The sequence below is a fragment of the Rhodovulum sulfidophilum DSM 1374 genome (assembly GCF_001633165.1).
In the GTDB taxonomy this organism is placed as follows: Bacteria; Pseudomonadota; Alphaproteobacteria; order Rhodobacterales; family Rhodobacteraceae; genus Rhodovulum; species Rhodovulum sulfidophilum.
Genome location: NZ_CP015418.1, coordinates 3568048 through 3591148 on the forward strand (window position 1 = coordinate 3568048; position 23101 = coordinate 3591148).

18 protein-coding genes are annotated in these 23101 nt (G+C 66.9%); 4 read left to right on the forward strand and 14 right to left on the reverse strand.

Annotated features, from left to right (window positions below):
- Positions 1 to 71: 71 nt before the first annotated feature.
- The 4 genes from ileS to A6W98_RS16670 form a co-directional block, all read right to left on the reverse strand.
- A complete protein-coding gene (gene ileS, locus A6W98_RS16655) occupies positions 72 to 2975 on the reverse strand; it encodes an isoleucine--tRNA ligase (protein ID WP_042463410.1) in 2904 nt (967 codons plus the stop codon).
- A gap of 188 nt (positions 2976 to 3163) precedes the next feature.
- Positions 3164 to 3919, reverse strand: a complete 756-nt coding sequence (locus A6W98_RS21710) for a VPLPA-CTERM sorting domain-containing protein (protein WP_042463412.1) — start codon at positions 3917 to 3919, stop codon at positions 3164 to 3166.
- Between the two features lie 104 nt (positions 3920 to 4023).
- Positions 4024 to 5100: a YcjF family protein gene (locus A6W98_RS16665; protein ID WP_042463415.1), complete on the reverse strand. Its 1077-nt coding sequence runs from the start codon at positions 5098 to 5100 to the stop codon at positions 4024 to 4026.
- Positions 5097 to 6527, reverse strand: a complete 1431-nt coding sequence (locus A6W98_RS16670) for a YcjX family GTP-binding protein (RefSeq protein ID WP_042463417.1) — start codon at positions 6525 to 6527, stop codon at positions 5097 to 5099. The genes A6W98_RS16665 and A6W98_RS16670 overlap by 4 nt, the downstream gene beginning before the upstream one ends.
- A 108-nt stretch (positions 6528 to 6635) precedes the next feature.
- Here A6W98_RS16670 and truA point away from each other — a divergent pair, with 108 nt between their 5' ends.
- From truA to A6W98_RS16685, 3 genes are all read left to right on the forward strand, one after another.
- Positions 6636 to 7406 (forward strand): tRNA pseudouridine(38-40) synthase TruA, encoded by a 771-nt coding sequence (truA, locus tag A6W98_RS16675; protein ID WP_042463419.1) that lies wholly within the window; start codon positions 6636 to 6638, stop codon positions 7404 to 7406.
- 570 nt (positions 7407 to 7976) lie between these two features.
- Positions 7977 to 9230 carry a glycosyltransferase 87 family protein gene (locus tag A6W98_RS16680; protein WP_042463421.1) on the forward strand — a complete coding sequence of 418 codons (1254 nt, stop codon included), beginning with the start codon at positions 7977 to 7979 and terminating at the stop codon, positions 9228 to 9230.
- Between the two features lie 106 nt (positions 9231 to 9336).
- A complete protein-coding gene (locus A6W98_RS16685) occupies positions 9337 to 11553 on the forward strand; it encodes a methyl-accepting chemotaxis protein (RefSeq protein WP_042463424.1) in 2217 nt (738 codons plus the stop codon).
- 969 nt (positions 11554 to 12522) lie between these two features.
- On the opposite strand, the gene A6W98_RS16690 is transcribed toward A6W98_RS16685, so the two are convergent.
- From A6W98_RS16690 to A6W98_RS16705, 4 genes are all read right to left on the reverse strand, one after another.
- Positions 12523 to 13860 carry a TrkH family potassium uptake protein gene (locus tag A6W98_RS16690; protein ID WP_042463425.1) on the reverse strand — a complete coding sequence of 446 codons (1338 nt, stop codon included), beginning with the start codon at positions 13858 to 13860 and terminating at the stop codon, positions 12523 to 12525.
- A 4-nt stretch (positions 13861 to 13864) separates the two neighbouring features.
- Positions 13865 to 14533 carry a potassium channel family protein gene (locus A6W98_RS16695; RefSeq protein WP_319801163.1) on the reverse strand — a complete coding sequence of 223 codons (669 nt, stop codon included), beginning with the start codon at positions 14531 to 14533 and terminating at the stop codon, positions 13865 to 13867.
- 434 nt (positions 14534 to 14967) lie between these two features.
- A complete protein-coding gene (locus A6W98_RS16700) occupies positions 14968 to 15576 on the reverse strand; it encodes a histidine phosphatase family protein (protein ID WP_042465307.1) in 609 nt (202 codons plus the stop codon).
- A 43-nt stretch (positions 15577 to 15619) separates the two neighbouring features.
- Positions 15620 to 17128 (reverse strand): SLC13 family permease, encoded by a 1509-nt coding sequence (locus A6W98_RS16705; protein WP_196760202.1) that lies wholly within the window; start codon positions 17126 to 17128, stop codon positions 15620 to 15622.
- Positions 17129 to 17348: 220 nt separating this feature from the next.
- Here A6W98_RS16705 and A6W98_RS16710 point away from each other — a divergent pair, with 220 nt between their 5' ends.
- Entirely contained in the window at positions 17349 to 18323 is a 975-nt protein-coding gene (locus tag A6W98_RS16710) for a LysR family transcriptional regulator (protein ID WP_063490948.1), read from the forward strand.
- A 243-nt stretch (positions 18324 to 18566) separates the two neighbouring features.
- Here the strand turns inward: A6W98_RS16710 and A6W98_RS16715 are convergent, their stop codons facing one another.
- From A6W98_RS16715 to A6W98_RS16740, 6 genes are read right to left on the reverse strand one after another with little or no spacing between them, the layout of a single operon-like run.
- Complete coding sequence (locus tag A6W98_RS16715) at positions 18567 to 19031, reverse strand: MaoC family dehydratase (protein WP_042463431.1); 465 nt, start codon at positions 19029 to 19031, stop codon at positions 18567 to 18569.
- Positions 19028 to 19876 carry an HpcH/HpaI aldolase/citrate lyase family protein gene (locus A6W98_RS16720; RefSeq protein WP_042463434.1) on the reverse strand — a complete coding sequence of 283 codons (849 nt, stop codon included), beginning with the start codon at positions 19874 to 19876 and terminating at the stop codon, positions 19028 to 19030. Before A6W98_RS16720 ends, A6W98_RS16715 begins: the two co-directional genes overlap by 4 nt.
- A complete protein-coding gene (locus A6W98_RS16725) occupies positions 19876 to 20340 on the reverse strand; it encodes a MaoC family dehydratase (RefSeq protein ID WP_042463436.1) in 465 nt (154 codons plus the stop codon). Before A6W98_RS16725 ends, A6W98_RS16720 begins: the two co-directional genes overlap by 1 nt.
- A gap of 1 nt (position 20341) precedes the next feature.
- Positions 20342 to 21553 (reverse strand): CaiB/BaiF CoA transferase family protein, encoded by a 1212-nt coding sequence (locus tag A6W98_RS16730; RefSeq protein ID WP_042463438.1) that lies wholly within the window; start codon positions 21551 to 21553, stop codon positions 20342 to 20344.
- 55 nt (positions 21554 to 21608) lie between these two features.
- Positions 21609 to 22646: a TRAP transporter substrate-binding protein gene (locus tag A6W98_RS16735; RefSeq protein ID WP_042463441.1), complete on the reverse strand. Its 1038-nt coding sequence runs from the start codon at positions 22644 to 22646 to the stop codon at positions 21609 to 21611.
- A gap of 46 nt (positions 22647 to 22692) precedes the next feature.
- The gene (locus A6W98_RS16740) at positions 22693 to 23088 is read right to left on the reverse strand and encodes a cupin domain-containing protein (RefSeq protein WP_081251982.1); all 396 of its coding nucleotides are present in this window, start codon (positions 23086 to 23088) and stop codon (positions 22693 to 22695) included.
- Positions 23089 to 23101 lie beyond the last annotated feature (13 nt).

The following is a 23101-nucleotide window of genomic DNA, read 5'->3' on the forward strand; positions in this document are numbered from 1 at the left end:
CGGGGACCGCCAGATGCGCGGCCCCCGGAGATGACATATGCCGTTGCGCCGTCGCCTCTGCGCAACCGTGCCTAGCCCAGAACCGCGCTGCACCGGGCGCAGGTCTGCGGATGCGCGTGCTGCCCCACATCAGGCAGGATCTTCCAGCAGCGGCCGCATTTCTCGCCCTCGGCCTTCTCGAAGACCACGCCGACGCCATCGACATCGGGCAGGCGGAAGGCCTCCTGCGGGCGCGGATCGCCGCTGAGCTGCACCGCCGAGGTGATACAGATATCGGCGAAATCGACCGATTTCAGCGCCTTCAGCACCTCGGCATCGCGCACATGAACCACCGGCGCGGCTTCGAGGCTGGCCCCGATGACCTTGTCCTTGCGCTGAAGCTCGAGCGCGGCGGTCACGACGCGGCGCACCTGGCGGATATCGGCCCATTTCGCGGCCAGCGCCTCGTCGCGCCAGTCGGCGGGCGTTTCAGGAATATCCTGCAGATGCACCGAGCCCGCATCCTCGGGGAAGCGCGAAAGCCACACATCCTCCATCGTGAAGACGAGGACCGGCGCAAGCCAGGTGGTCAGCCGGTGGAACAGGATGTCAAGCACCGTGCGCGCCGCACGACGGGTAAGCCCGTCGGCCGCATCGCAGTAAAGCGCGTCCTTGCGGATGTCGAAATAGAAGGCCGACAGATCGACGGTGCAGAAGTTGAACAGCGCCTGGAACACGCCCTGGAAGTCGTAGGCGTCATAGCCCTCGCGCACCTTCACATCGAGCTCGGCCAGCCGGTGCAGCACCCAGCGTTCCAGTTCCGGCATCTCGGCCGGCGCCACCTTCTCGGCCTCGGAGAAGCCCGCCAGGTTGCCCAGCATGAAGCGCATGGTATTGCGCAGCCGCCGATAGCTGTCGGCCACGCCCTTCAGGATCTCGGGACCGATCCGCTGGTCATTGGTATAGTCGGTCTGCGCCACCCAGAGCCGGAGGATATCGGCGCCGTATTGCTTGACGACCTCCTCGGGCACGATGGTGTTGCCGAGCGACTTGGACATCTTGTTGCCCTTCTCGTCCAGCGTGAAGCCGTGGGTCAGCACGCCGCGATAGGGCGCGCGGCCCAGCGTGCCGCAGGCCTGCAGCATCGAGGAATGGAACCAGCCCCGGTGCTGGTCGGTCCCTTCGAGATACAGATCGGCAATGCCGTCCTCCGAACCATCCGCGCGGTCGCGCAGCACGAAGGCATGGGTCGAGCCGCTGTCGAACCACACATCCAGCACGTCGAAGACCTGGGTATAGTCCTCGGCATTGTAATCCTTGCCGAGGAAGCGTTCCTTGGCGCCGGGCGCGTACCAGGCATCGGCCCCTTCGGCCTCGAAGGCGGCAGTGATGCGCGCATTGACGGCCGGATCCTTCAACAGAAAATCGGGATCGTCGGGCCTGGTGCCGGTCTTGACGAAGCAGGTCAGCGGCACGCCCCAGGCGCGCTGGCGCGACAGCACCCAGTCGGGGCGCGACTCGATCATCGAATGGATGCGGTTGCGGCCCGATTGCGGCGTCCATTTCACCAGCTGGTCGATCGAGGCCAGGGCGCGGGCGCGGATGGTGTCGCCATAGGTGTCCATGCCGTCATCCAGCTTGTGGTCGATGGCGGCGAACCATTGCGGCGTGTTGCGGTAGATCAGCGGCGCCTTGGACCGCCAGCTATGCGGATAGCTGTGCTTGAGCCGCCCGCGCGCGATCAGCGCGCCCGCCTCGACCAGCTTGTCGATGACACGGCGGTTGGCATCGCCCTCCTTGCCGTCGGGCCGGATGATCAGCGCCCCCGCGAAAAGCGGCAGATCGGCGCGGTAGGAGCCGTCTTCCAGGACGTTATGGGTCATGGGCAGGCGGAATTTCAGCCCGATCTGATAGTCGTCATCGCCATGGCTGGGGGCGGTATGGACAAAGCCCGTGCCGGCATCGTCGGTGACATGATCGCCGGGCAGCATGGGCACGTCATAGTCCCATTCGCCATTGCCTCCCTCGATGCCGCGGAAGGGATGCGCAAGCGTCAGCGCGCCCAGCTCGTCGGCGGACACATCGGCGACCCGCGTCCACATCCCCGGCGTCAGCCGGGCCGAGCCCAGCACGCTTTCGGCCAGCGCATCGGCAAGGATGAAACGGTCGCCAACCTTCGCCCAGCATTCCTCGGGCGTGCCGGTGATCTCGTAAAGACCATAGCCGATCCCGGGACCGAAGCAGACCGCGCGGTTCTGCGGGATGGTCCAGGGCGTGGTGGTCCAGATCACCACCTGCGCGCCGTCCAGCGCCTCGGAGGCGCCCGAAACGATGGGGAACTTCACCCAGATCGTGTGGCTCTGATGGTCGTGATATTCCACCTCGGCCTCGGCCAGCGCGGTCTTCTCGACCGGCGACCACATCACCGGCTTCGAACCCTGGTAAAGCGTGCCGTTCATCAGGAATTTCATGAATTCCTCGGCGATCACCGCCTCGGCATGGAAGTCCATGGTCAGATAGGGATCGGCCCAGTTGCCGGTGACGCCCAGGCGCTTGAACTCCTCGCGCTGGACATCGACCCAGCCCTCGGCGAAGCGGCGGCATTCCTGGCGGAAATCGACGACATCGACCTTGTCCTTGTCGAGCCCCTTGGCGCGGTACTGTTCCTCGATCTTCCACTCGATGGGCAGGCCGTGGCAGTCCCAGCCCGGCACATAGCGGGCGTCCCGGCCCATCATCTGCTGGCTGCGGACGATGAAGTCCTTGAGGATCTTGTTCAGCCCGTGGCCGATATGCAGATGCCCGTTGGCATAGGGAGGGCCGTCATGGAGCGTGAAGGGCGCCCTGCCCTCCTTCTCGCGCAGCCGGTCGTAGATGCCGATCCGGGCCCAGCGCTCCAGCCAGTCGGGCTCGCGCTTGGGCAGACCGGCGCGCATCGGGAAGTCGGTTTCGGGCAGGAAAAGGGTGTCTTTGTAGTCGGGTGTCTCGGCACACATGGCAAAAATCCTCGGAGTGCGATCCGGATTACGGTCTTGTTGATGTCTGGAAAGTTCGGCGCGACGGGTCAAGCGCCTTTGCCCGGTCGCTCTGGATCAGAGCGCCGGGCCCGTAATTCGACGGATCGGCCAGACAGGGCAAGGCATGCCGGTTCTATAGACAGGCCCCGGACCGAGGTAAAGCGCCGTTACCCGTTGCGGCGCCGGAGCGCAGCCAGCCCGCCCAGCGCCGCGGCCAGCATCAGCCCGGTCGCAGGCAGCGGCACCGGCGCCGGAACCGTGCTGATCGCCCCCAGCCCGTAGATGTCGACCCCGGCCCAGGGGCCGTCATAGGGCAGATTCTGGTTATCCGTTCCGCAGGCCTCGCCGACGCTGTAGACCATGCGCCCCGTCTCGCGGTTGCAATAGCGCGGCATGTCGTAGATCGCGACCAGCGAGAAGCGCATCCCGGGCGCGACCCCGGCCAGGCTGTCGATGTCGAAGCCAAGCGAGCCGCCGAACAGGACAGGACCCGCCGGCCCCGTCAGCTGATGCCAGCTCGCGCCGCTTTCCTCGGTTCCGGCCCCGATCCAGGCCATGAAATGCTCGTCATGATCGCCGCCCGCGAAGATCTGCAGATCGGGTGCGTCATCGCCCGAGGGCACTAGGAAATTGTCGGCAAAGCCCAGAACCAGCTCGCCGCCCTCGCCCAGCGAGACATAGCCGCTGCATTCGCCGAGATAGCGGTCTGGCGCCGCCCAGGCCACGCCAAGGGCGAGGGAGGCGTCATTGCAGGGCGCCACGTCGCCCCCGAAGCCGAAGCCCGGCGAGAAACGCAGGACCCTGTCGGCGAAGGACATGTCGCCGCCGGGAAAATCGATCCCGTAGACGGTGGAGGCAGCCGCGCCCTCGGCGGCAAGAACAAGGGCAGCCCCCAGCAGGGCGGCCGGAACGGCATGGGTCATGGCAGGCTCTCCCCGGATCGCCCGGCCAGTCGCCGGGCCCGCCACAACTCTACCCTGGGATGAGTACCCGCTCAAGCAAACAAGGGTTAACGGGCCCCGCCCGCTCAGCCGTCGGCGCGAGAGAAGACGCCGGTCAGCGCCCGCTTGACCAGCGCGCTGACCGAGGGCCGGCGTGCCTCGCGGAACGGCAGCGGGCGGCAGACCTCCATCGCGGCGACGCCGACCCGGGCGGTCAGCGCGCCATTCACCACGCCCTCGCCGAAGCGGCGCGACACCTTGGCCAGCATGCCCCCGCCCGCGATCGAACCGATCATGTCATCACCCACCGCGACCGCGCCGGTGGCGACGAGATGGGTCATCACCGCCCGCGCCAGCCGGATCGAGCCCAGCACCCCGCCGCGCCCGCCATAGATCTCGGCGATGCGGCGGATCATCCTCAGATTCGCGGTCAGCGCGGTCAGCAGATCGGCCAGCGCCAGCGGGACGATGGCGGTGATCGCCGCCACCTGCCGCGCCGCCGCCTCGATCTCGCGCGTGGCAACGGCATCGAGCGGCGCCAGAAGCTCGCGCTCGGCCAGCCCCATCAGCCCGTCGGCATCGAACAGCTCGTCGCGCTTCTCGGCCAGCCGGGCCCGGCCCCAGCGGGTATCCTCGCGCGCCCGGTAGAACGTCGTCAGCCGGTCGACCAGCGCCCGCGCCGCCTTGACGTCATTGGCCCCGATCGCGGCCTCGGCCTCGCGATGCAGCGTGTCGAGCCGCCGGAGCCGGGCAAAGGCCGCCATCTCGCGCAGCGAAATCAACAGCACCGCCAGCACGACCAGCCCCACCAGCCCCAAGGCCACGGCGCCGAGGATCTCGTTGCGCTGGAAGAGCCCGATCACGAAATTCCAGGCCGCGACCGAGATCACGAAGCCAAGAAGCGTCACGAAGGAGGTCCAGAAGAACCGGGCGAGCCGCGACGAACGCCGCGACGCCAGCAGCGCCACGGTCTTCATCGCCCGGCCCTCGGGCGCCATCTCGTCCTCGTCATCGGGCACCGGCGGCGCGTCGGCCGGACCGCGCGGCGGCTCGTCCTCCTGCGGATCGGAAAACGGATCGGGCCGGGGGGCGGAATTTCGGGCAGGCCGCGCAAAGGACCTTTCCTCGTCCTCGAGGTCGAACACAACGGGACGGCGGGTCATCTCAGGCGATCTCCCAGCAGGAATTCGGCGGCCTTGTCGAGCCGGATATGCGGCGGCCCCTCGCCCGGTTTCATCGTCAGCCGGGCCGGGGCGAAATGCATGACCTGGTAATCGCCGTCGAGCCAGTCCTCGGCCCCCTCGCGGGCGGGCTCCAGCAACAGCGCCGGATCCTCGGGCAGCTCGCCCGGGTAAAGCGCGGCCTGCCGACCGGTCGACATCAGCGTGCCGCGCACGCAGTCATAGCTTTCGCCGCGCTGCTCGCGGGTTTCCTCGACCGTCGCCCGAAGCGCGGCAATGGCCATCGCGGCGGTATCGGCACCCGCGAAATCGGCGCGGCGCCGCGCCTCCTTCATCAGCGCCTGCATGATCGAGGTCAGCCGGGCATGCTGGGAATGGTGCAGATGGTCGGCCTTGGTCGCGGCGAACAGGATCTTCTCGACCCGCTTGCCCGTCAGGAAGCGTGTGAGCCAGGCGTTGCGCCCGGGCCGGAACGCGCCGAGGATCTCGGTCATCGCGCGGCGCAGATCCTCGACCGCGCGGGGCCCGGCATGGATGGCGCCCAGCGCATCGACCAGCACCACCTGCCGGTCGATCCGCGAGAAATGATCGCGGAAGAAGGGTTTGACCACCTCGCGCTTGTAGGCCTCATAGCGGCGCTCCATCTCGCGCCAGAGGCTGCCGCGGGGCGTGCTGCCGCCCGGCACCGGCAGGGGCGCGAAGGTCAGGACGGGCGAGCCAGCCATCTCTCCCGGCAACAGGAACCGCCCCGGGGTGCAATCGGAAAAGCCCGCCTCGCGCGCGATGTTCAGCGCCTCGGTGAAGCGCGCGGCCAGAAGCTGTGCGGTGGCCTCGTCGAAGGCCGCCCCGGGATCGATCCCGGCCAGCGCCGCGACGAACCCGTCCGAGCCCGGCCGCCGGTCGAGCCGGCCCAGCGTCTCGGCCGCCCATTCGGCATAATCCTTGTCCATCAGCGCCAGATCCAGCAGCCATTCGCCGGGATAATCGACGATATCGACATGGATCGTGCGCGGGCCCGTCACCGCGCCGAAGATGCTGCCAAGCCCGCCGGGCCGCACCTTCAGCGACAGCCGCAATTCCGAGACGGCACGGGTCGAGTCGGGCCAGCGCGGCTCGGACCCGGTCATCGCCGCCAGATGCGCCTCGTAATCGAAACGCGGCACGGTATTGTCGGGCTGCGGTCTCAGATAGGCCGAGACGATCGCCCCCGAGGCAGCCGCGCGCAGCTGCGGCATCCGCCCCCGGTCCAGCAGGTTCGCCACCAGCGAGGTGATGAACACGGTCTTGCCCGCGCGCGACAGGCCGGTCACGCCCAACCGCAGCACGGGTTCCATGAAGGTCTCGGAGACCGAGGCGGCGATGCCTTCGACGCCGCGTGTCATTCCATCCGCAAGATCGCCGATGCGCACGATTGCTCCTTTCGAAGTCCGGGTGACAGTTAATCACGCAGCGCCGCCACTGCCAGCCCCCAAGCGGCCCGATTGCCAAGGAAGGATTGTCGCGGTAACCGGGGCGCCATGCCCCGCTATGCACTGAAACTCGAATATGACGGCAGGCCGTTTTCCGGCTGGCAACGCCAGGCCGACCGCCCCTCGGTGCAGGGCGCGGTCGAGGCGGCGCTGGCCCGGCTGGAACGCGACCTGCCCTCGATCGCGGCGGCGGGGCGCACCGATGCGGGCGTGCATGCGCTGGGTCAGGTCGCGCATTGCGACATGGCGAAGGACTGGGACCCGTTCCGCCTGTCGGAGGCGCTGAACCATCACCTGAAACCGCATCCGGTCGCGGTGGTGGCCTGCGCCGCGGTGTCCGACGATTTCCATGCCCGCTTCTCGGCCCAGGAAAGACGCTATCTGTTCCGGCTGGTCTCGCGCCGGGCGCCTTTGGTGCATGACAAGGGCCACATCTGGCGGGTGGGCCATCCGCTGGCGCTGGCGCCGATGCAGGAGGCGGCCCGGCATCTTCTGGGACGGCACGATTTCACCACCTTCCGCGCCTCGCTCTGCCAGGCTGCCTCGCCGGTCAAGACGCTCGACGCGCTCGACATCGAGGAGCTGGACTATCCCGGCGGGCGCGAGTTCCGCTTTCACGTCCGCGCCCGCAGCTTCCTGCACAATCAGGTGCGCAGCTTCGTCGGCACGCTCGAACGGGTCGGCGCGGGTGCCTGGGCCCCCGAAGACGTCAAGGCGGCCCTCGAGGCCTGCGACCGCGCCGCCTGCGGCCCGGTCTGCCCGCCCGACGGGCTGTACCTCGCCGCAGCGCGCTACGACCCGTCGCCTTTCGACACCTGACTGCCCCCTGCGAAAGCCTAACACTGCGGCGTCACGGCCCGGCGCCGCGTATTCGCCCGCTTTCAACGCGCGGCGCACCGACAACTGCAAGCGCGCGCGGTCGCTTCGGTAAACCGCGCCCTCTCTGCCACGGCTGCCGGCTTTGGAACGCGATGAGAGCCTCGCCTTTCAAAAGATCGAACCGAAGGCGTCTGAACCATATCAAAACATGACGGCTCCGGAGCACGGAAATCGTGACCGCGGGAAACCCTCGCCCCCCTTGTCCTTTCGGCCCCAGTCTGTGGGGGGGGGGGGTCGAAAGATCCGGGCAAGACCTCCCCATGTTTCGCAAGACATATGTCCCGGCATCGAGGGACGCCCCGAGCTTTCGGCGCCAAGCGAAACACGCGCCAAAGCGGTAACGCGCCCCTCCCCAGGACATGGATCACGAGGCGCCCACCCCCGGTGCTTTCCCGACGTGCCCCGGCCTCTGCTCAAATGGTCCTTTCTCAACTTGATCGGACATACCGCGTTGTGCATCCTTGTCGCGTTTTTGCCGTTCTCTTTAGATCAGTCATTTCCGGATCGCTCATGCCGTCAGAAAGCGCTTTTCTGCCCCGCCATCGGCAGATCTTTTTCACCTGCCTCTCCGTTTTCCTGGTGATGCTCGGCTGCGGCGTCACGCTCTGGAAGGCCATCTTCGCGGACGGACCGTCGCGGCATCTGGACACGGCCTGGCTGATCGCGGGGACAAACTGCCTTTTCAACGGGATGTCGCCTTATGACATCGACAATTTCACCGCCTGCTGGGCCGACAGCCTGAGCCAGGACTATATGGCCCCATTCGTCTTTCCTCCGGGTATCTTTCTGCTGTCCTTTCCGATGGGGCTGCTCCCGGAGGCCGGGGCCAGACTTTACTGGAGCGCGATAGGTGCGGCGACCGTGCCGCTGCTTGCGCTGGCCCTGTGGCAGGTCGCCCGGGTCACAGCGGTCGACGGCCCGGCCCGGCTGCTACGCGCCTGCTGGGTGACGCTGGGTGTCTCGATCGGCGGGACCGCCGGCGCGCTCTATGTGGGTCAGCCCAGCGTGCTGGTCGCGCTCGGGATCTGCCTCGTCCATCTCGGCCTTCGCGACAGCCGCGCCGCTGTCTTCCTGACGGGCGCGGTGCTCTGCTCGCTGAAACCGCATCTCTCGTTGATCTGGTTTGTCGTGGCGGTACTGATGCCGCCCGCGCGGCTGGCCAGAGCCAAGGGTCTGCTGGCCGGTCTCGTCCTTCTCGCCGCGGCGGCGCTGACCCTCGCCGATCCGCAGATTTTTTCAGACTACCTGCATGCGCTGGAGGTGCATGCAGGGAGCGCGACAAGCAAGCTCGCGAGGGCCGAACTGCTTTACGGCCTGCCCGGGCTGCTCGACTGGGGGCGGAGCCATCCGCGGGGGATCGCGATACTGGCAGTCGCGCTTGTCATATCTGCCGCCGCCGGACGGGCGCTGGCACGGCGGCGCCCGGCGCAATGCGACTGGAGCATACCGATGCTGGCCGGAGCCTGCCTCGCCGGGGCCTTCGTGTCGGCTCACAAGGGCTATGACTTCGCCGTCTATGCGCTTGTCCTGGCGCTGGCCGCCCATCTGCCCCGGACGGTTCAGACCTTGCTGCTGGTGCCGGCCCTGCTGATCTGGCGCCCGGCCCTGCTCGATCTGCTGCCCGTCCCCGGCACGGCGAACCATGTCGTCCTTGTCGACGCCGTGCTGGCCTGCAGCGCGGGCTTTCTGATCCTCTACGGCCTCGGCCAGCGCCCCCGGTCACAGCAAAGCCCAGTGACCGCCCCGGTCGTGCCGCGAATCTAGCCCAAGGCAGAGTTTCTTCGAGTTTTAGGCAATCGCCGTGAAGCCCTTCACCGCTTGTTTAGACAGACAGCGCAAAGACCGAAGGGATGCAATACGGAGGCGGCAAGTGGCACATCTGTTTGGAACGGTTTCGGGCAAGCTCCTGTTTGTCACAGGGGTGGCCGTGTCGGCGATCGTTCTTGGGCATTCGCTCTACAGCGGCTGGCAATCCTCGCAGCGGGTCAACCGAGAAGTGATGGAACTCGCCTCCGAAAAAGCCGGCCTGCTGGCCCAGAAGGTCGCGGGCCAGATCACCGAGGCCACCTCGGTCGGCAGCGCAATGGGCGGCGCGCTCGCGGGCTATATCGAGACCGGCCGCGCCACGCGGCCCGACATCATCGCGATGATCGGAGGCGTGCCCGGCCAGTACGACAATATCTTCGGCGCCTGGATGGCCGGCATTCCGGACGGCCCCACCAACCAGTTGCTGTCGGGCGAAGGCGGCCTGAACCCCGAGGGCATCTTCGCCCCTTGGTGGCACAAGTCCGACAGCGGCGGGCTGAGCTATGCCACCTTCACCGTCAACACCGACAACGAGTGGTATACGCTGCCCCTGTCGACCGGCCGCTCCGGCATAACCGAACCCTATATGAGCGAGGGCGGCTTCCTGATGACCAGCGTCACCCTGCCGGTCCGCGTCGATGGACAGATCGTGGGCATCGCGGGGGTCGATATCGGGCTCGGCGATCTGACCGCCACGATGAACGACATGACCGCCTTCGAAGGCGGCCGTTCCATGCTGGTAAGCCAGGGCGGCAACTGGCTGGCCAGTGCCGATCCCGCCGACCTGAACCAGCCTTATGACGAAAACGGGGGCAAGCTGATCTCGGCCGCGCTGGCAGATGGCCGGATGCGCGTGATCCGCGACATGCCCGACGGCGCCACCCGCCTGGTCTATCCGTTCACGGCGCCGGGGATGAACACGACCTGGGCTGCGCTGGTCGATGTCCCCGCCGAGGTCTTCTCGGCTCCGGTCCGGGCGGAATTCGTCCGGACCATGACCGGCGGCGCCCTGATCCTGGCGATGGCGCTCGGTACCCTCTACCTCGCCTCGATGGCGATGGTCCGGCGCCCGCTTGCCCGGATGCTGGTCGCGGTCGATGAACTGGCCGCGGGCGATTACGCCAGACCCGTGCCCGGTCGCGAGCGCCGCGACGAGATCGGCGCCATGGCGGGCTCGGTCGAGGCCCTGCGCGAGGGACTGCTCGAGAAGAACGAGCTGGAGAAGGAACAGGAGCAGCTTCGCGGCGAACAGGAGCGGGTGGTCGCCGATCTGGCCTCGGGGCTGCGGTCCTTGTCCGAGGGCGACCTGACCAGCACCATCGACACGAAATTCGCCGACGACTACGAACAGCTCCGCCAGGATTTCAACGCGACGGTCGAGACGCTGAACGCGCTGATGGGCGAAATCGTCGAGAACGCGACCGAGATCACCACCCGCGCCGAGGAAATCTCCGGCGCCTCGGACGATCTCTCGCGCCGCACCGAGAACCAGGCCGCGACGCTGGAACAGACCGCGGCCGCGATGGACGAGATGACGGCCAGCGTCCGCGCGGCCGCCGAGGGTGCAGCCAAGGTGGAGGATGTCGTGCGGGAGGCGCGCGGTAATGCCGAACAGTCCGGCCTGGTGGTCAAGGAGGCCATCGGAGCGATGTCGGAGATCAAGAAATCCTCGGACGGGATCAACCAGATCATCGGCGTGATCGACGACATCGCCTTCCAGACCAACCTGCTGGCGCTGAATGCGGGCGTCGAGGCGGCGCGGGCCGGCGAGGCCGGACGCGGCTTTGCGGTCGTGGCCTCCGAGGTGCGGGCGCTGGCCCAGCGCTCCTCCGAAGCCGCCAAGGAGATCAAGACCCTGATCTCGGCCAGTTCCGATCAGGTCGAGACCGGCGTCTCCCTGGTCAACCGCGGGGGGGCGGCGCTGACCGACATCGTCGAACGGGTGGGCAACATCGCGGCGCTGATCGCCGATATCGCAACCGGCGCGCAGGAGCAATCGGTCGGCCTCGGCGAGATCAATGTGGGGGTGAACGAGCTCGACAAGGTGACCCAGCAGAATGCGGCCATGGTCGAAGAGGCGAATGCCGCCGCGGTGACCATGAAGCAGGAGGCGGGCAATCTGCAGACCCTCGTCGCCCGGTTCCGCCTGAAGGGACCCGCCGCCACCGTTTCCGTCCGCCCCCGCACGGAGACCGCCATCCCGGCGGCAGCGCCGACCCCCGCCGCCGAGTTCGAGCCGCCGAAACGCGCCGTCAACGACGCTGGATGGCAGGATTTCTAGGCCTCCGGTCCCGGCAAACGGTCGCGCAGAGCGGTGATGAACCGCTCCGTGCCGGCGTCCCGGATCGTGCTGATCCAGTGATGCCACCTGCGGCCGACGCGAATTGCTGGCGACCATTCTGCGCCGGTTGATGGGGGCTTCCGGCATCGTAATCTGCCATATCGAGGGCTCATGGGGCCCCTTGCGGATGTGCTCGGACCTGAGACCACGTGACCTCTCGGCCTAGCCTCGCGCCGCGATCCTCGGGTCCGCGGCAAGGCGCGAATGGGCCGCATCGCGAAGGGGGCAGCGCAGCCACCGGAGGTAGAATCAAGAGCCATTGCGGCTGCGCCCTCGCGGGACCGGGCGGGCTTGGGCGCAGGACCGGACTTGCCGAGCGGCACTCTGCGACACGGGATCGCCCTGATCTTGGTTCTCAGACGACGAGGCCTCTTGTTTCGGCCGGACGCCTTGCGCGCGGCCCAGGCGTTCATCGGCCTACCCCCGAGACCGCACAGCGGCTATCCGCGAGCCATGGCAAGACCTCTCCCTGGGCCCCAGTAGCGGCCCATGACATTGCCCGACATCTGCTTGCGCAGCCGCCGGTCGCGGGGCTGCCTGACCGCCACCGGTCTTGGGCCCGCGGTGTCGCCCGGGCCAAACCGAAAACAGGACCTGCAGCAGGCTGGCCGGGATCCACCGCTCGGGCGCGGCAGGAGATGGACGAAATCGCCAAGCACAAGCACGTAGCCCCCCCGCACCCGCTTCGAGAGCATCGCTCCCCGCCTGCCGGGTCTTGCACAACGACAGCGCGGCAACGCCCCGCCATTTGTCGACATGACCTGGCTGGGCGCAGAAAGGAAACTGGCATCGCTGTTTGCCCGGCATTGCGCGACCGGTATCCCGGACGAGCCCCCAACCGATGACAGAGCACAAAACGCATGGCGGTGGCCGACAGCATGGTCTCCATCGGTCGGTATCGGCCGCCTGCTAGCCCAGATAGACCGTTCCGGCCGGATAGGAGACGCGGCGCGGATGGCGGACCGCCAGCAGGAACCCCAGCGTCAGCGGACCGACCCGGCCAAGAAACATCACCAGCATCAGCACCGCGCGGCCGCCGGTGTCGAGATCGCCGGTGATGCCGCGGCTCAGCCCCACCGTCCCGAACGCCGAAACCGTCTCGAAGGCGATGTCGAGAAAATCGCCCTCGTGAAACAGCATCAGCACGAACAGCGCGACCAGAACGGTCAGCATGCTGACCATCGACAAGGCCAGCACCTTCATGATCTGTTCCGCCCCGAGACGCCGCCCGAAGACGTCGATCGCGGTATGGCGGCGGAAGAAGCTGTAGGTGGCCAGCAGGAGCATGATGAAGGTCGTGACCTTGATGCCGCCGCCGGTCGAGGTCGACCCCGCTCCGACCACCATCAGCGTCATGAAGATCAGTGTCGTGGCCTGGGTCAGACCGCCGATATCGACAGTGTTGAAGCCGGCAGTACGGGTGGTCGCGGCCTGGAACCAGCTGGCCCAGAGCCGGGTCGAGAGCCGGTCGAACTGCCCCAGCGTCGCCGGATTGTGCCATTCGAGCGCGGCGAAGCTTGCGGTCGACCAGACCAGAAGCGCGAGCGTGCCGACCAGCATCAGCTTGGTATGGACGGTATAGCCGCGCCAGCCGGTCCGGCGCTGCATGTCGGCGATCACGGTAAAGCCGAGCCCGCCGAGGATCAGCAGCGCGGGCACTGTCAGGTTGACCACCGGATGCCCGACCCAGGCCGACAGGCTGTCGGGGTAAAGCGCGAAGCCCGCATTGTTGAAGGCCGAGACAGCGTGGAAGAGACTGGCCCAAAGCCCGTCCCCCCAGCCGAATTCGGGCACGAAGACCACGGCCAGCAAAGCCGCGCCCGCCGCCTCGCAGACCAGAACGAAACGCAGGATGGTGCGGGTCAGCCGGATCAGCCCGCTCATCGAGGTCTGGTTCAGGTCCTCGCGAAGATATTGTCGATGGGTGATGCCGACCGGCAGGCCCAGCATGGTCAGGATCAGCACCGCGAAGGTCATGAGCCCGAGCCCGCCCAGCTGGATCAGAACCAGGATCACGGCCTGACCGAACAGCGTGAATTCCGATCCGGTATCGCGGACCGCGAGCCCGGTCACGGTCACGGCCGAAGTCGCGGTGAAGGCCAGGTCCGACCAGCTCATCGCCACGGTCCGGGCCACCGGCAGTTTCAGCAGCAAGGTGCCCGCCGCGATCAGCGCGGCATAGATCAGCATCAGGGCCAGCGGCGGCGGCAGGAAACGGCCGCTGCGCAGCGCGGCGAAAGGCGCCATAGGCTCAGGCCTCGTCCAGCAGGTCGTCGCCGAAGCGGCGCAAATCGGCGCGGCGGCCCAGCACCAGAAGCTTGTCGCCGGTCTTCAGTTCCAGCTCGCCGCTTTCGCAGGACAGGAACTCGCCCTCGCGCATCGCGCCCAGCGCCCGCAGATCATAGCCCGAGAGCAGCTTGACCTCGCCGACCGCCCGCCCCTCCAGCGGTTCCGGCACGGTCAAGTCGACCACGTGGAAACCGTTGCCGAGGCTCACATAATCGCGCACCAGCGGGTTGTGCAGCATCTGCGCGATATGCTGGCCGACCTCCTGTTCCGGAAGTACGATCCGGTCGGCGCCGATCTTCGACAGGATCCGGTGATGGGTCTTGGACAATGCCTTCACCCAGATCGTCTTCACCCCCAGCATCTTGACGCTCATCGAGCAGAGGATATTGGCCTCGAGATCCTCGCCGATGGCCACCAGCGCGACATCGTAATTGCCGACCCCGGCCTCGCGCAGGGCCAGTTCGTCGCGTCCGTCGGCAATCACCGCTTCGGACAACACGTCGGCATAGCGGCCGACGATCTTCTCGTCGATATCGATGCCCATCACAGGGTTGCCGAAACGCGCAAGCTCGGTCGCCACGGTACTGCCGAAAGTGCCAAGACCGATCACGGCAAAGGTACGTCTTTTCACGGGCCGGCCTTCTTTCGCTCGGAGATCCGGGGCAGAGCCTAGCATGGTCGGCCCCCCGGATGGCAAGCCCCCCAGCACGCCCCTCCCACCGGCGCACAATCCATCGCGACGACCGGATGGGCATGCCGTCGGCGGCGCGGGCAGGTTCCGCGCCCGCCGCCTGCTCGACCCGGTCTTCGCACAGGAAAGCGGCTGACAGGTCCTCGCCAGCGAATGCCCGCGCCAGGCCCGGTCAGAGGATCGGTTTTCATCGTGATCGGCAGAAGCCCGGGCGGCCGGTCCCGAGACGCAAGATCCACGCCCCGGGCGATGCCAACGCAGCGCCCCGGCCGTCCTTGCCGACGCGGCCAGATCGGGGGAGGACGCTACCCGATCTGCCCGGCTCGCCGGACATGTCGTCCCCTCATCGGCGAAGGCGCGACCGGGCCCCGAACCTAGTCGGCGACATTCTTGTCGGGAGCGAATTCGCCAAGATTATAGGCCTCGAGACGCGGCGGCGCCGTATCCCGGACATCCTCGAAATCGAGGATCGTCAGATGGCCGGGCGCCACCGGCAGAAGATGCGCGGGCTTCAGCCCCAGAAACCCGAAACAGGCGGCCCGCACGACACCGCTATGGACGATCGCCAGCAGATCGCCCTGACCGGCATAGAGCCAGTCGCTCAGGGCCGAGGTGATCCGGCGGACGAACCCATCCCAGGTCTCGCCACCGGCGGGGGTGTAGCGGCCCGCGCGCCAGGCGTTGTAAAGCTCGGCCTGCTCGGCGATCAGCGCGTCCTTGCGCAGCCCCGTCCATTCACCCATGTCGAGTTCGCGCAGCCGGTCGTCGGAGGGGGCCTCGGCATGGCCGACGATTTCCGCCGTCTGCCGCACCCGCCCGAGATCCGAGGTCACGACCCGCGCCGGGCTCAGCGCGCCAAGCCGCGGGACGATGGCGCGGGCCTGTTCGATGCCGCGCGGCGACAGAGGCGAATTGTCATGCCCCTGCAGGCGCTTCTCGGCGTTCCAGAGGGTTTCCCCATGGCGCAGAAGGATCAGTCTCATGATTGCATCTTTCCTGAAGGTCGGATCGCGCATCGGCAGGCCTTCACAGGCCGTAGCCCAGCAGCTTGAACCAGGTGAACACCGAGACAGAGATCACCGTGCCGCCGATCAGGCAGGTGACGATCCCGTATTTCAGCTGCTCGAGAACGCTGAAATAGCCGGTCGCGAAATAGAGCGTGTTGACCTTGGAATGCGGCGGCAGGGTGATCGTGTAGGTCAGGGTGAAGGAGGCCGCCAGCGCAAGCGTCACCGGGTTGAGCCCCAAGGTCTGGGCCAGCGCGATGATCGAGGGGATCAGGATGGTCGTGCGCACCGTCTTCGAGGTGAAGACCATGTGGCTGAACATGCTGAGGAAGATCACGACGACATAGACCGCTGCCGTGCTCATGGCCTCGATCCCGAGCCCGCGCACGAGACCGCCGATCATCCATTCCGCCCCGCCGGTCGATTCCAGCGCGTTTCCCGCCGCATAGGCGCCGGCGGCGAAGATCATCAGGTCCCATTTGATATTGGCCTCCTTCCATTCCAAAAGGCCGACCCGCGGCATCAGGCACAGCACGGCGGCGATCACCGCGGTCACGTAGATCGAGATGGAAAAGCCGTCGAACCAGATCTCCTGGTAATCCGCCGTCGCCCAAAGCGTCACCGTGAGCGCGAAGATCGCCATGGCCTTCTTCTCGGCCAGCGAGATCGGACCGAGGCTGCGATGCTGTTCCTCGAGCTTCGACATGCCGTGGCTGAAATCGATCTCGTCGCTGAAACGGAACAGGCGCAGCCCGACGAGGAAGGTGAGACACATCGACATCATCGCCATCGGCATGCCGGCCAGCAGCCAGTCCATGTAGCCGATCTCGCCACCGGCCTGATCGTAGATGAACTGCACGGCGATCATGTTGGCGGCGGTGCCGGTCATCACGCCCGAGGTGGCAAGCGCATCGGCCTGCACGCCCAGCAGCATCATAAGCTTGCCGAAATTGCTCTTGCCGGGGACCGCCCGGTAGATCTCGAGCAGGATGATGCAGATCGGCACCATCAGGCTGGCACGCGCGGTCGTCGAGGGGATGAAGAAGACGATCACGAAGTTGATCAGCACCAGGATCGCCAGCGTCCGCGTCGGCGTGCCGCCGAACCTGGTGACCATCCAGAGCGCGAAACGGCGCGCGAGGTCCGACTTGACCATGGCCGAGGTCAGGACGAAGGCCGCGACCATCAGCCAGATCACGTTGAAACCGAGCGTTCCGAAAGCGGTCTTTTCACCGACGGTGCCGGTCAGCGCGAGGGCGATGATGGCGATCATCGAGGTCAGGTAGATCGGGATCGTGCCCGCGACCCAAAGCGTCAGCGCCCCGCAGAAGACCGCAAGCGCCTTCTGCCCCTCGGGTTCCAGCCCCGCCGGGTTCGGCATCAGATACAGCGCCAGAAAGACGGCCGCGGCCAGAAAGATGCCGTATCGGCGCAGCAGCGTGTCCTTCCTGTCCTTGTCCGGCCCCGGCCCTTTCGGGGACGGACCGGCGGCGGTTTCGGTTCGGGTCTCGGGCACAGGCACGGGCACGGGGGGCTCCTCATTTGCCGGGCGGGCGCGGTCGGGAAACAACTGCGCGCCGCCCACTCGTCCGGGTCTTTCCGCCCCCGCGCTTCCCGGGTGAATACCGGAGAGACAAATCGGGGCCGGAAGCGGTCCGTGCAGTTTCTTCGTGAATGATGGATCTGTCTAATTTATAGTTTTTTCGTTATTTATAGAAAATCTTTATATTTTACGCGGGAGGATCGCGATGAACATCGCCCAGCTCGAGACCTTCCTGGAGCTTTCGGACTGCCTGAATGTGACCGAAACGGCGGCGCGGATGAACTGCACCCAGCCCGCCGTCAGCGCCCGCATCCGCGGGCTCGAGCAAAGCCTCGACGCGCCCCTGTTCGACCGGATCGGCAAGCGCATGCATCTGACCGCGAACGGCATTCTGTTTCTCGACTATGCGCGCAAGGCCGTGGGCGCGCTTCAGGAAGCCAGCGAACATCTGCGCCAGATGGACGATCCGCTGGCCGGCACGATCCGCTTCGGGGCGTCGAATTTCACCGGGATCTACCTGATGCCGGCCTTTCTCGGGCGCTATCGTCAGGCCGCGCCAGATCTGGAATTCGAGCTTGAAATCGCCAGTTCGGCACAGCTGCTTGCCGAGCTCGACACGGCCAAGCTCGAATTCCTGATCCTCTCGGACCATATCGCGGTGGATGAACGCCGCTATCAGTGTCGCCACATCTGCAATGACGAGATGGTGCTGGTCGTCCCCCCCGCGCATCCTCTCGCCAAGCTCAGGACCGCAACGCTGGCCGACCTGTCGCAGGATGTGTTCCTGATGAAACCGCCCCCCTCCGCCTCGCGCAGCTTCCTTTTGGACCGGATCCAGGGCGACGAAAGCAGCCTGGGGCGGGTGATGCATATTTCCTCGACCGAGGCGATCAAGCAGGGCGTGCTGCACGGGCTCGGGATATCGGTCCTGTCGCGCTTCGTGGTGGCGCAGGAGCTGGCCGATGGCCGCCTGAAAGAGGTTCCGATGGCGCTTCGCCCGTTCCGGCGCGGGATCCGGGCGATCAACCTGCGCGACAAGCTGCTGACCCCCGCGGCCAGTGAATTCCTCAAACGGCTGGTCGAGAGCGGTGGCCGGGCGGAGGCCTTGGCCTGGACCGCCGGGGGCGCGTCAGGTCACACGTCGCATCCGCGCTCAGGCAGAGCGCACCGCCAGGCATGAAGTGGCGACGGTGCAAGGGCTGACCCGGCCGGTCTTCCGGTTGTGAGCGCTCTGCCGCCATGAAACGCAGCCTTGCCGCAGAGAAAGACAAAAGCGGCGGGGGCGCGTCACGCGGAACGGGCCCCCGACAACCGGCAGGATCGCCTGGCGGGCATCGGAGATCGGGACGGACAAGACCCATGCTGCCCCGATGGGGGCATCGCCTTGGCGGCCCGAGCCACACAGCACCGGAAACGGAGGCGCTTACCGTCCCTGCATCAGCCGCAGAGGCTCGTAGACCATGACGGTCTCTCCCCGCTGGTTCCGAACCGTGTTCCTCGTCTTCACCAGGCCGCGGGTGCCCTTGCTTTCCTGACGGACCTCGAGAACTTCGATCTCGACATCGATCGTATCGCCTTCGAGAACGGGGCCCTTGATGGTCATGGTCGTGCCGAGAAAGGCAAGCCCGGTTTCCTGTGCCGTCGCATTCAGCGCCAGACCTTCGGCCAGGGCGAAGACCAGGGCGCCGGGGGAGGGATTGCCCTTGATCGCTGCCTCGCTGCGGCGATATTCGGCATTGGTGAAGAGTACCTCGATCATCCCGGCCAGATTGACGAAGGCCGAGATGTCGGAAGGCGTCACCGTCCTGCCATAGGTCCGATACCGGTCCCCGACCGTCATGTCCTGCCAGTAGAACCCCCGGCCCAGAAGCACAGCCTGCCCGCTCATGTCGCCTCTCCTGCCCGCTGCAGGATCAGCCGCGAGCGCTTGAGATGCGGCATGTCGATCATCTCGCCGTCAATGGCCACCACACCGGCCGTGGGATCGGCCTCGAAGGCCTCAACGATCCGGCGCGCCGCCTCGATCTCTTGCTCGGAGGGCCGGAAGCAGCGATTGATGATGGGGACCTGCGCCGGATGGATCGCCATCTTCCCGGTAAAGCCGTCACGGACCGCCGCCAGGCACTCTGCCTCGAGCCCCGCCAGATCGCGAATGTCGGTCCAGACCGTGTCGACGGGCTGCACCTCTGCGGCCACCGCACCGAAAAGCGTCAGGTTCCGGGCCAGGGCATAGGGGCCGGTCAGCGCCCCGTCCTCCCCGCGCGATCTGGCGCTGCCCAGCGCCGCCGACAGATCCTCGGCGCCCCAGGTCAGCCCGGCGAGGTTGGAGGAGAGACCGGCATAGCTGCCGAGCCCGAAGATCGCCCCTGCCGTCTCGGTCGCGATGGCAAGCACCGGCGGGCAGGCCTGCCCCCGCGCCGCGCAGGCCGCGCCCAGCGCCCGGATACAGGCGCCGCTTTCGGCCTTCGGCAGTACGATCCCGTCCGCGCCGCCCGCAAGCGCGGTATCGAGATCCGCCTCGAAATCCGACGTCTGCAGCGGGTTCACCCGGACCCAGAGCCGGCTCGCCCCGCGCGGTTCGCGGAGCGCCTCGAGCACGCAGGTTCGCGCGGCGGCCTTTTCGGAGATCGCCACCGAATCTTCCAGATCGAGGATCAGCACATCCGCCGACAGGCCGCGCGCCTTGGCGATCCTGTCGGGCCGGTTGCCGGGAACGAAAAGCCAGGACCTCATCACACCGCTTCCTTGTCGAGACTGGACATCATCAGCGCCGAGCGGCGGCATTGCGCGACCAGTGTTCCGTCCTGTTTGCGGGCGCGGTGCTCGAAGACCACCACCCCCTGCCCGGGCCGCGACCGCGACGGGCGCGCCGAGATCACCTCGGTCTCGACCCGCAGCGTGTCGCCATGAAAGACCGGCGCCGGGAAGCTGACATCGGTCATCCCGAGATTGCCCAGCGTCGTCCCGAGCGTGGTCTCGTGAACGGAGATCCCGATCATGATGCCAAGCGTCAGAAGCGAATTCACCAGCGGCTGCCCCCATTCCGTCGCCTCGGCGAAGTGACGGTCGATATGCAAGGGCTGCGGGTTCATGGTCTGGACCGAGAAGCCCATATTGTCGGCCTCGGTCACCGTGCGGGTGATGGCATGGTGAATGACCTCTCCCGCCCGAAACTCTTCCAGCCAGCGTCCGGCCATGTCACGCCTCCTCCTTGTCTGATCCTGCCATTCGTCCAAGCACGCCGCGCGCTTCGAGCCCCCGGATGGCCTCGGGACCGAAGCCCAGCTCGGCCAACAGCGCCGGCCCGTCCTCGCCAAGCTCGGGGGCGCGGCGGTCCGGCACCGAGGGCTGCGCGCGAAAGCGCACCGGTTGCGGGACCGAGCGCACCCGGTTTTCCAGATCGTCGGTCGGCGCGAAGAAACCGACCGCCTGCAAATGCGGATCGCCCAGCAGATCGTCGAGCCCGCTGACGCGCGAATGCGGCACATCGAGACGCTCGAAGGTCGCGATCCAGGCCTCGGTCGCGCGCTTCGGCATCTCCTGGCCCAGGATCTCGTACATCTCGCCGACATGCTGCGAGCGCTCGGTCGCATCCGCGAACCAGGGCTGGGCCAGGACATCGCCGCGGCCGAGTTCCTCGAAGGTCCGGCGCCAATGCCGTTCGGTATAGGGCAGCACCGCGATCCAGCCGTCGCTGGTGGGAAAGGGACGACGATGGCGGTTCAGAAGCCGCTGATACCCGGCGGGCGCGGCCTTGTCGAAACTGGCGGCGGCCATGTGCTCGGCCATCACGAAGGAGGTCATGACCTCGAACATCGGCACCTCGATCTCGCAGCCCCTGCCCGACCGGCCGCGCCCGACCAGCGCGGCCGAAATCGCGCTGGCCGCGTAGAGCGCCGCGATCTTGTCGGCGATCACGCCCGGCACGTAGGACGGGTCGTTGCCGGTATAGGTCGGCAGGCTGGCGATGCCCGAGGCCGCCTGGATCACGTCGTCATAGGCGGGCCGGGCGGCATAGGGGCCATCGCTGCCGAAGCCGATGGCCGAGCAGTAGATCAGCCGCGGATTGCGCGCCATCAGCTCTGCCGGCCCCAGCCCCAGACGCTCGACCGCCTGTAGGCGCATGTTGTGCAGGAAGACATCCGCCCCGTCGATCAGCTTCAGCAGGATCTCGCGGCCTTCGGCGGTCTTCAGATCCAGGGCGATGCTCTTCTTATTGCGGTTGTTGTTGGCGAACATCGAGCTGACGCCGGCCTGCGAACGCGGATCGACATAGCGCGCCAGATCGCCGTTCGGCGCCTCGACCTTGACGACATCCGCTCCGAAATCGCCCAGCATCTGGCCCGCCATCGGCCCGAGCACGATCGTCGTCAGCTCGACGACCCGTACATCCTTCAACAGATCAAGCACGCGCCTCTCCTTTCGTTGCGGGGCGGCCTTCGCGGCGGCCGCCCCGGTTCTGGCTTCAGTTGCCGTTCTCGCGGAGGGCTGCGACCTCGGCCCGGAACTCGGCGAGGATCTCGCTGCCATCCTTGCCGCGCTTGTCGAGGGCCGCGGCCCAGTCATCGGCGACGCTGGCGAAATCGGCGTTCAGCCTGGCCGCCTCTTCCTCGTCGAGCGCGAAGACCGTCGCGCCCGCCCCGGACAGCTTGTCCTTGAGCTCCGCCTCGGCGGTGTCGAAGGCCTTGCAGGCGCTTTCGGTCACCTCCCGGCCGATCCGGGTCATGGCCTCCTGGATGTCGGCGGGCAGGCTGTCCCACTTGCGCTGCGAGATCGCGTAGGTGATGCCGACCGATCCGAAATTCGCGTTCCGGGTCGCCGAGCCGACGATCTGGTCGAGCCCGTAGGAATAGGTCGAGGTGAAGGGCAGCAACGCCCCGTCCACCGTGCCCTTGGTCATCGCGTCGAAGATCTCGGGCGGGGTCATGCGCACCGCCGTCGCCCCCGCGGATTGCAGCGACAGCTCCATCGCACCGGGGTTCGAGCGCATCTTCATGCCCTGGAACCCGTCAAGCGAGGTCACATCCGCCCGTTTCGAGAAGACCGCCTGATAGGGCGACAGCGCCACGTTATAAAGCACGCGCACCCCGTTGGGCTGAAACTCGAGCCTGTCGAGCGTGCCGCCGGGCTGGATCAGGTCGGCGAAGGCCAGCGTCCCCTCGCAGGAGGAGGCAATCTCGCCGGGCAGTTCCACCACCCCGCCAAGCGGCATCTTCTCGGACACGTAGGAGGGCACGATATAGCCGATATCGGCGATCCCGGCCTGGGTGATCGACAGGATGTCCTTGGCCTTGGCCAGCTGCTGCGCGGGGTAATGCTCGATCTCGATCCGGTCGCCGAACTCTTCCTTGAGCCGCGCCGTGAACACGTCGGTGGTGTTCCTGGTGATGATGTGATCGGCAGGCAGGCTGTCGGCGATCTTGAGCGTGACCTCCTGCGCCGCGACCGTCGAGGCGGATGCCAGCGCGGCGCATATCGACAGGATGCTGATGGTGGATTTCATGGTCGTTCTCCTCCGATGGACCAATGGTTTCCTGGGCGTCGGGCGCTCAGCACTCGACGCGGGCGCCTTCTCCGTAAGGCGGGCCGTAGCAGATCAGGACCTTGACCGGCGTCTCTCCGATCGCGGTGAAGGTGTGCGGCATGTCGGCGGGGAAGAAGCAGCTTTCCTCCGGGCCGATCTCGCGGGTGAGGCCTCCGATCTCGACCCGGGCGCGGCCCTCCAGCATCCAGCAGAACTGGTCGATGCCGGGGTGGAAATGCGGGCTGGCGCCCTCGCCCGGCTCGATCCGGCCGATCAGGACCTCGATCTGCGTGGCGCCGGTTTCGGGCGAGACGAGGCGCCGGTTCACCGTCCCGCTATGGCCGCGCGGCGCGTAGGGCGCGGCCTTGGCCTCGGTCATGAAATACATGTTGGGGTCGATGGCGTCCTTCGCGGTCGACATTTGGCTCCTCCCT

Bases quoted from the DNA above. Each gene is read 5' to 3' on its own strand.
- ileS (WP_042463410.1), bottom strand. From the start codon at position 2,975: ATGTGTGCCGAGACACCCGACTACAAAGACACCCTTTTCCTGCCCGAA.
- A6W98_RS21710 (WP_042463412.1), bottom strand. From the start codon at position 3,919: ATGACCCATGCCGTTCCGGCCGCCCTGCTGGGGGCTGCCCTTGTTCTT.
- A6W98_RS16665 (WP_042463415.1), bottom strand. From the start codon at position 5,100: ATGACCCGCCGTCCCGTTGTGTTCGACCTCGAGGACGAGGAAAGGTCC.
- truA (WP_042463419.1), top strand. From the start codon at position 6,636: ATGCCCCGCTATGCACTGAAACTCGAATATGACGGCAGGCCGTTTTCC.
- A6W98_RS16680 (WP_042463421.1), top strand. From the start codon at position 7,977: ATGCCGTCAGAAAGCGCTTTTCTGCCCCGCCATCGGCAGATCTTTTTC.
- A6W98_RS16690 (WP_042463425.1), bottom strand. From the start codon at position 13,860: ATGGCGCCTTTCGCCGCGCTGCGCAGCGGCCGTTTCCTGCCGCCGCCG.
- A6W98_RS16700 (WP_042465307.1), bottom strand. From the start codon at position 15,576: ATGAGACTGATCCTTCTGCGCCATGGGGAAACCCTCTGGAACGCCGAG.
- A6W98_RS16710 (WP_063490948.1), top strand. From the start codon at position 17,349: ATGAACATCGCCCAGCTCGAGACCTTCCTGGAGCTTTCGGACTGCCTG.
- A6W98_RS16715 (WP_042463431.1), bottom strand. From the start codon at position 19,031: ATGAGCGGGCAGGCTGTGCTTCTGGGCCGGGGGTTCTACTGGCAGGAC.
- A6W98_RS16720 (WP_042463434.1), bottom strand. From the start codon at position 19,876: ATGAGGTCCTGGCTTTTCGTTCCCGGCAACCGGCCCGACAGGATCGCC.
- A6W98_RS16725 (WP_042463436.1), bottom strand. From the start codon at position 20,340: ATGGCCGGACGCTGGCTGGAAGAGTTTCGGGCGGGAGAGGTCATTCAC.
- A6W98_RS16735 (WP_042463441.1), bottom strand. From the start codon at position 22,646: ATGAAATCCACCATCAGCATCCTGTCGATATGCGCCGCGCTGGCATCC.
- A6W98_RS16740 (WP_081251982.1), bottom strand. From the start codon at position 23,088: ATGTCGACCGCGAAGGACGCCATCGACCCCAACATGTATTTCATGACC.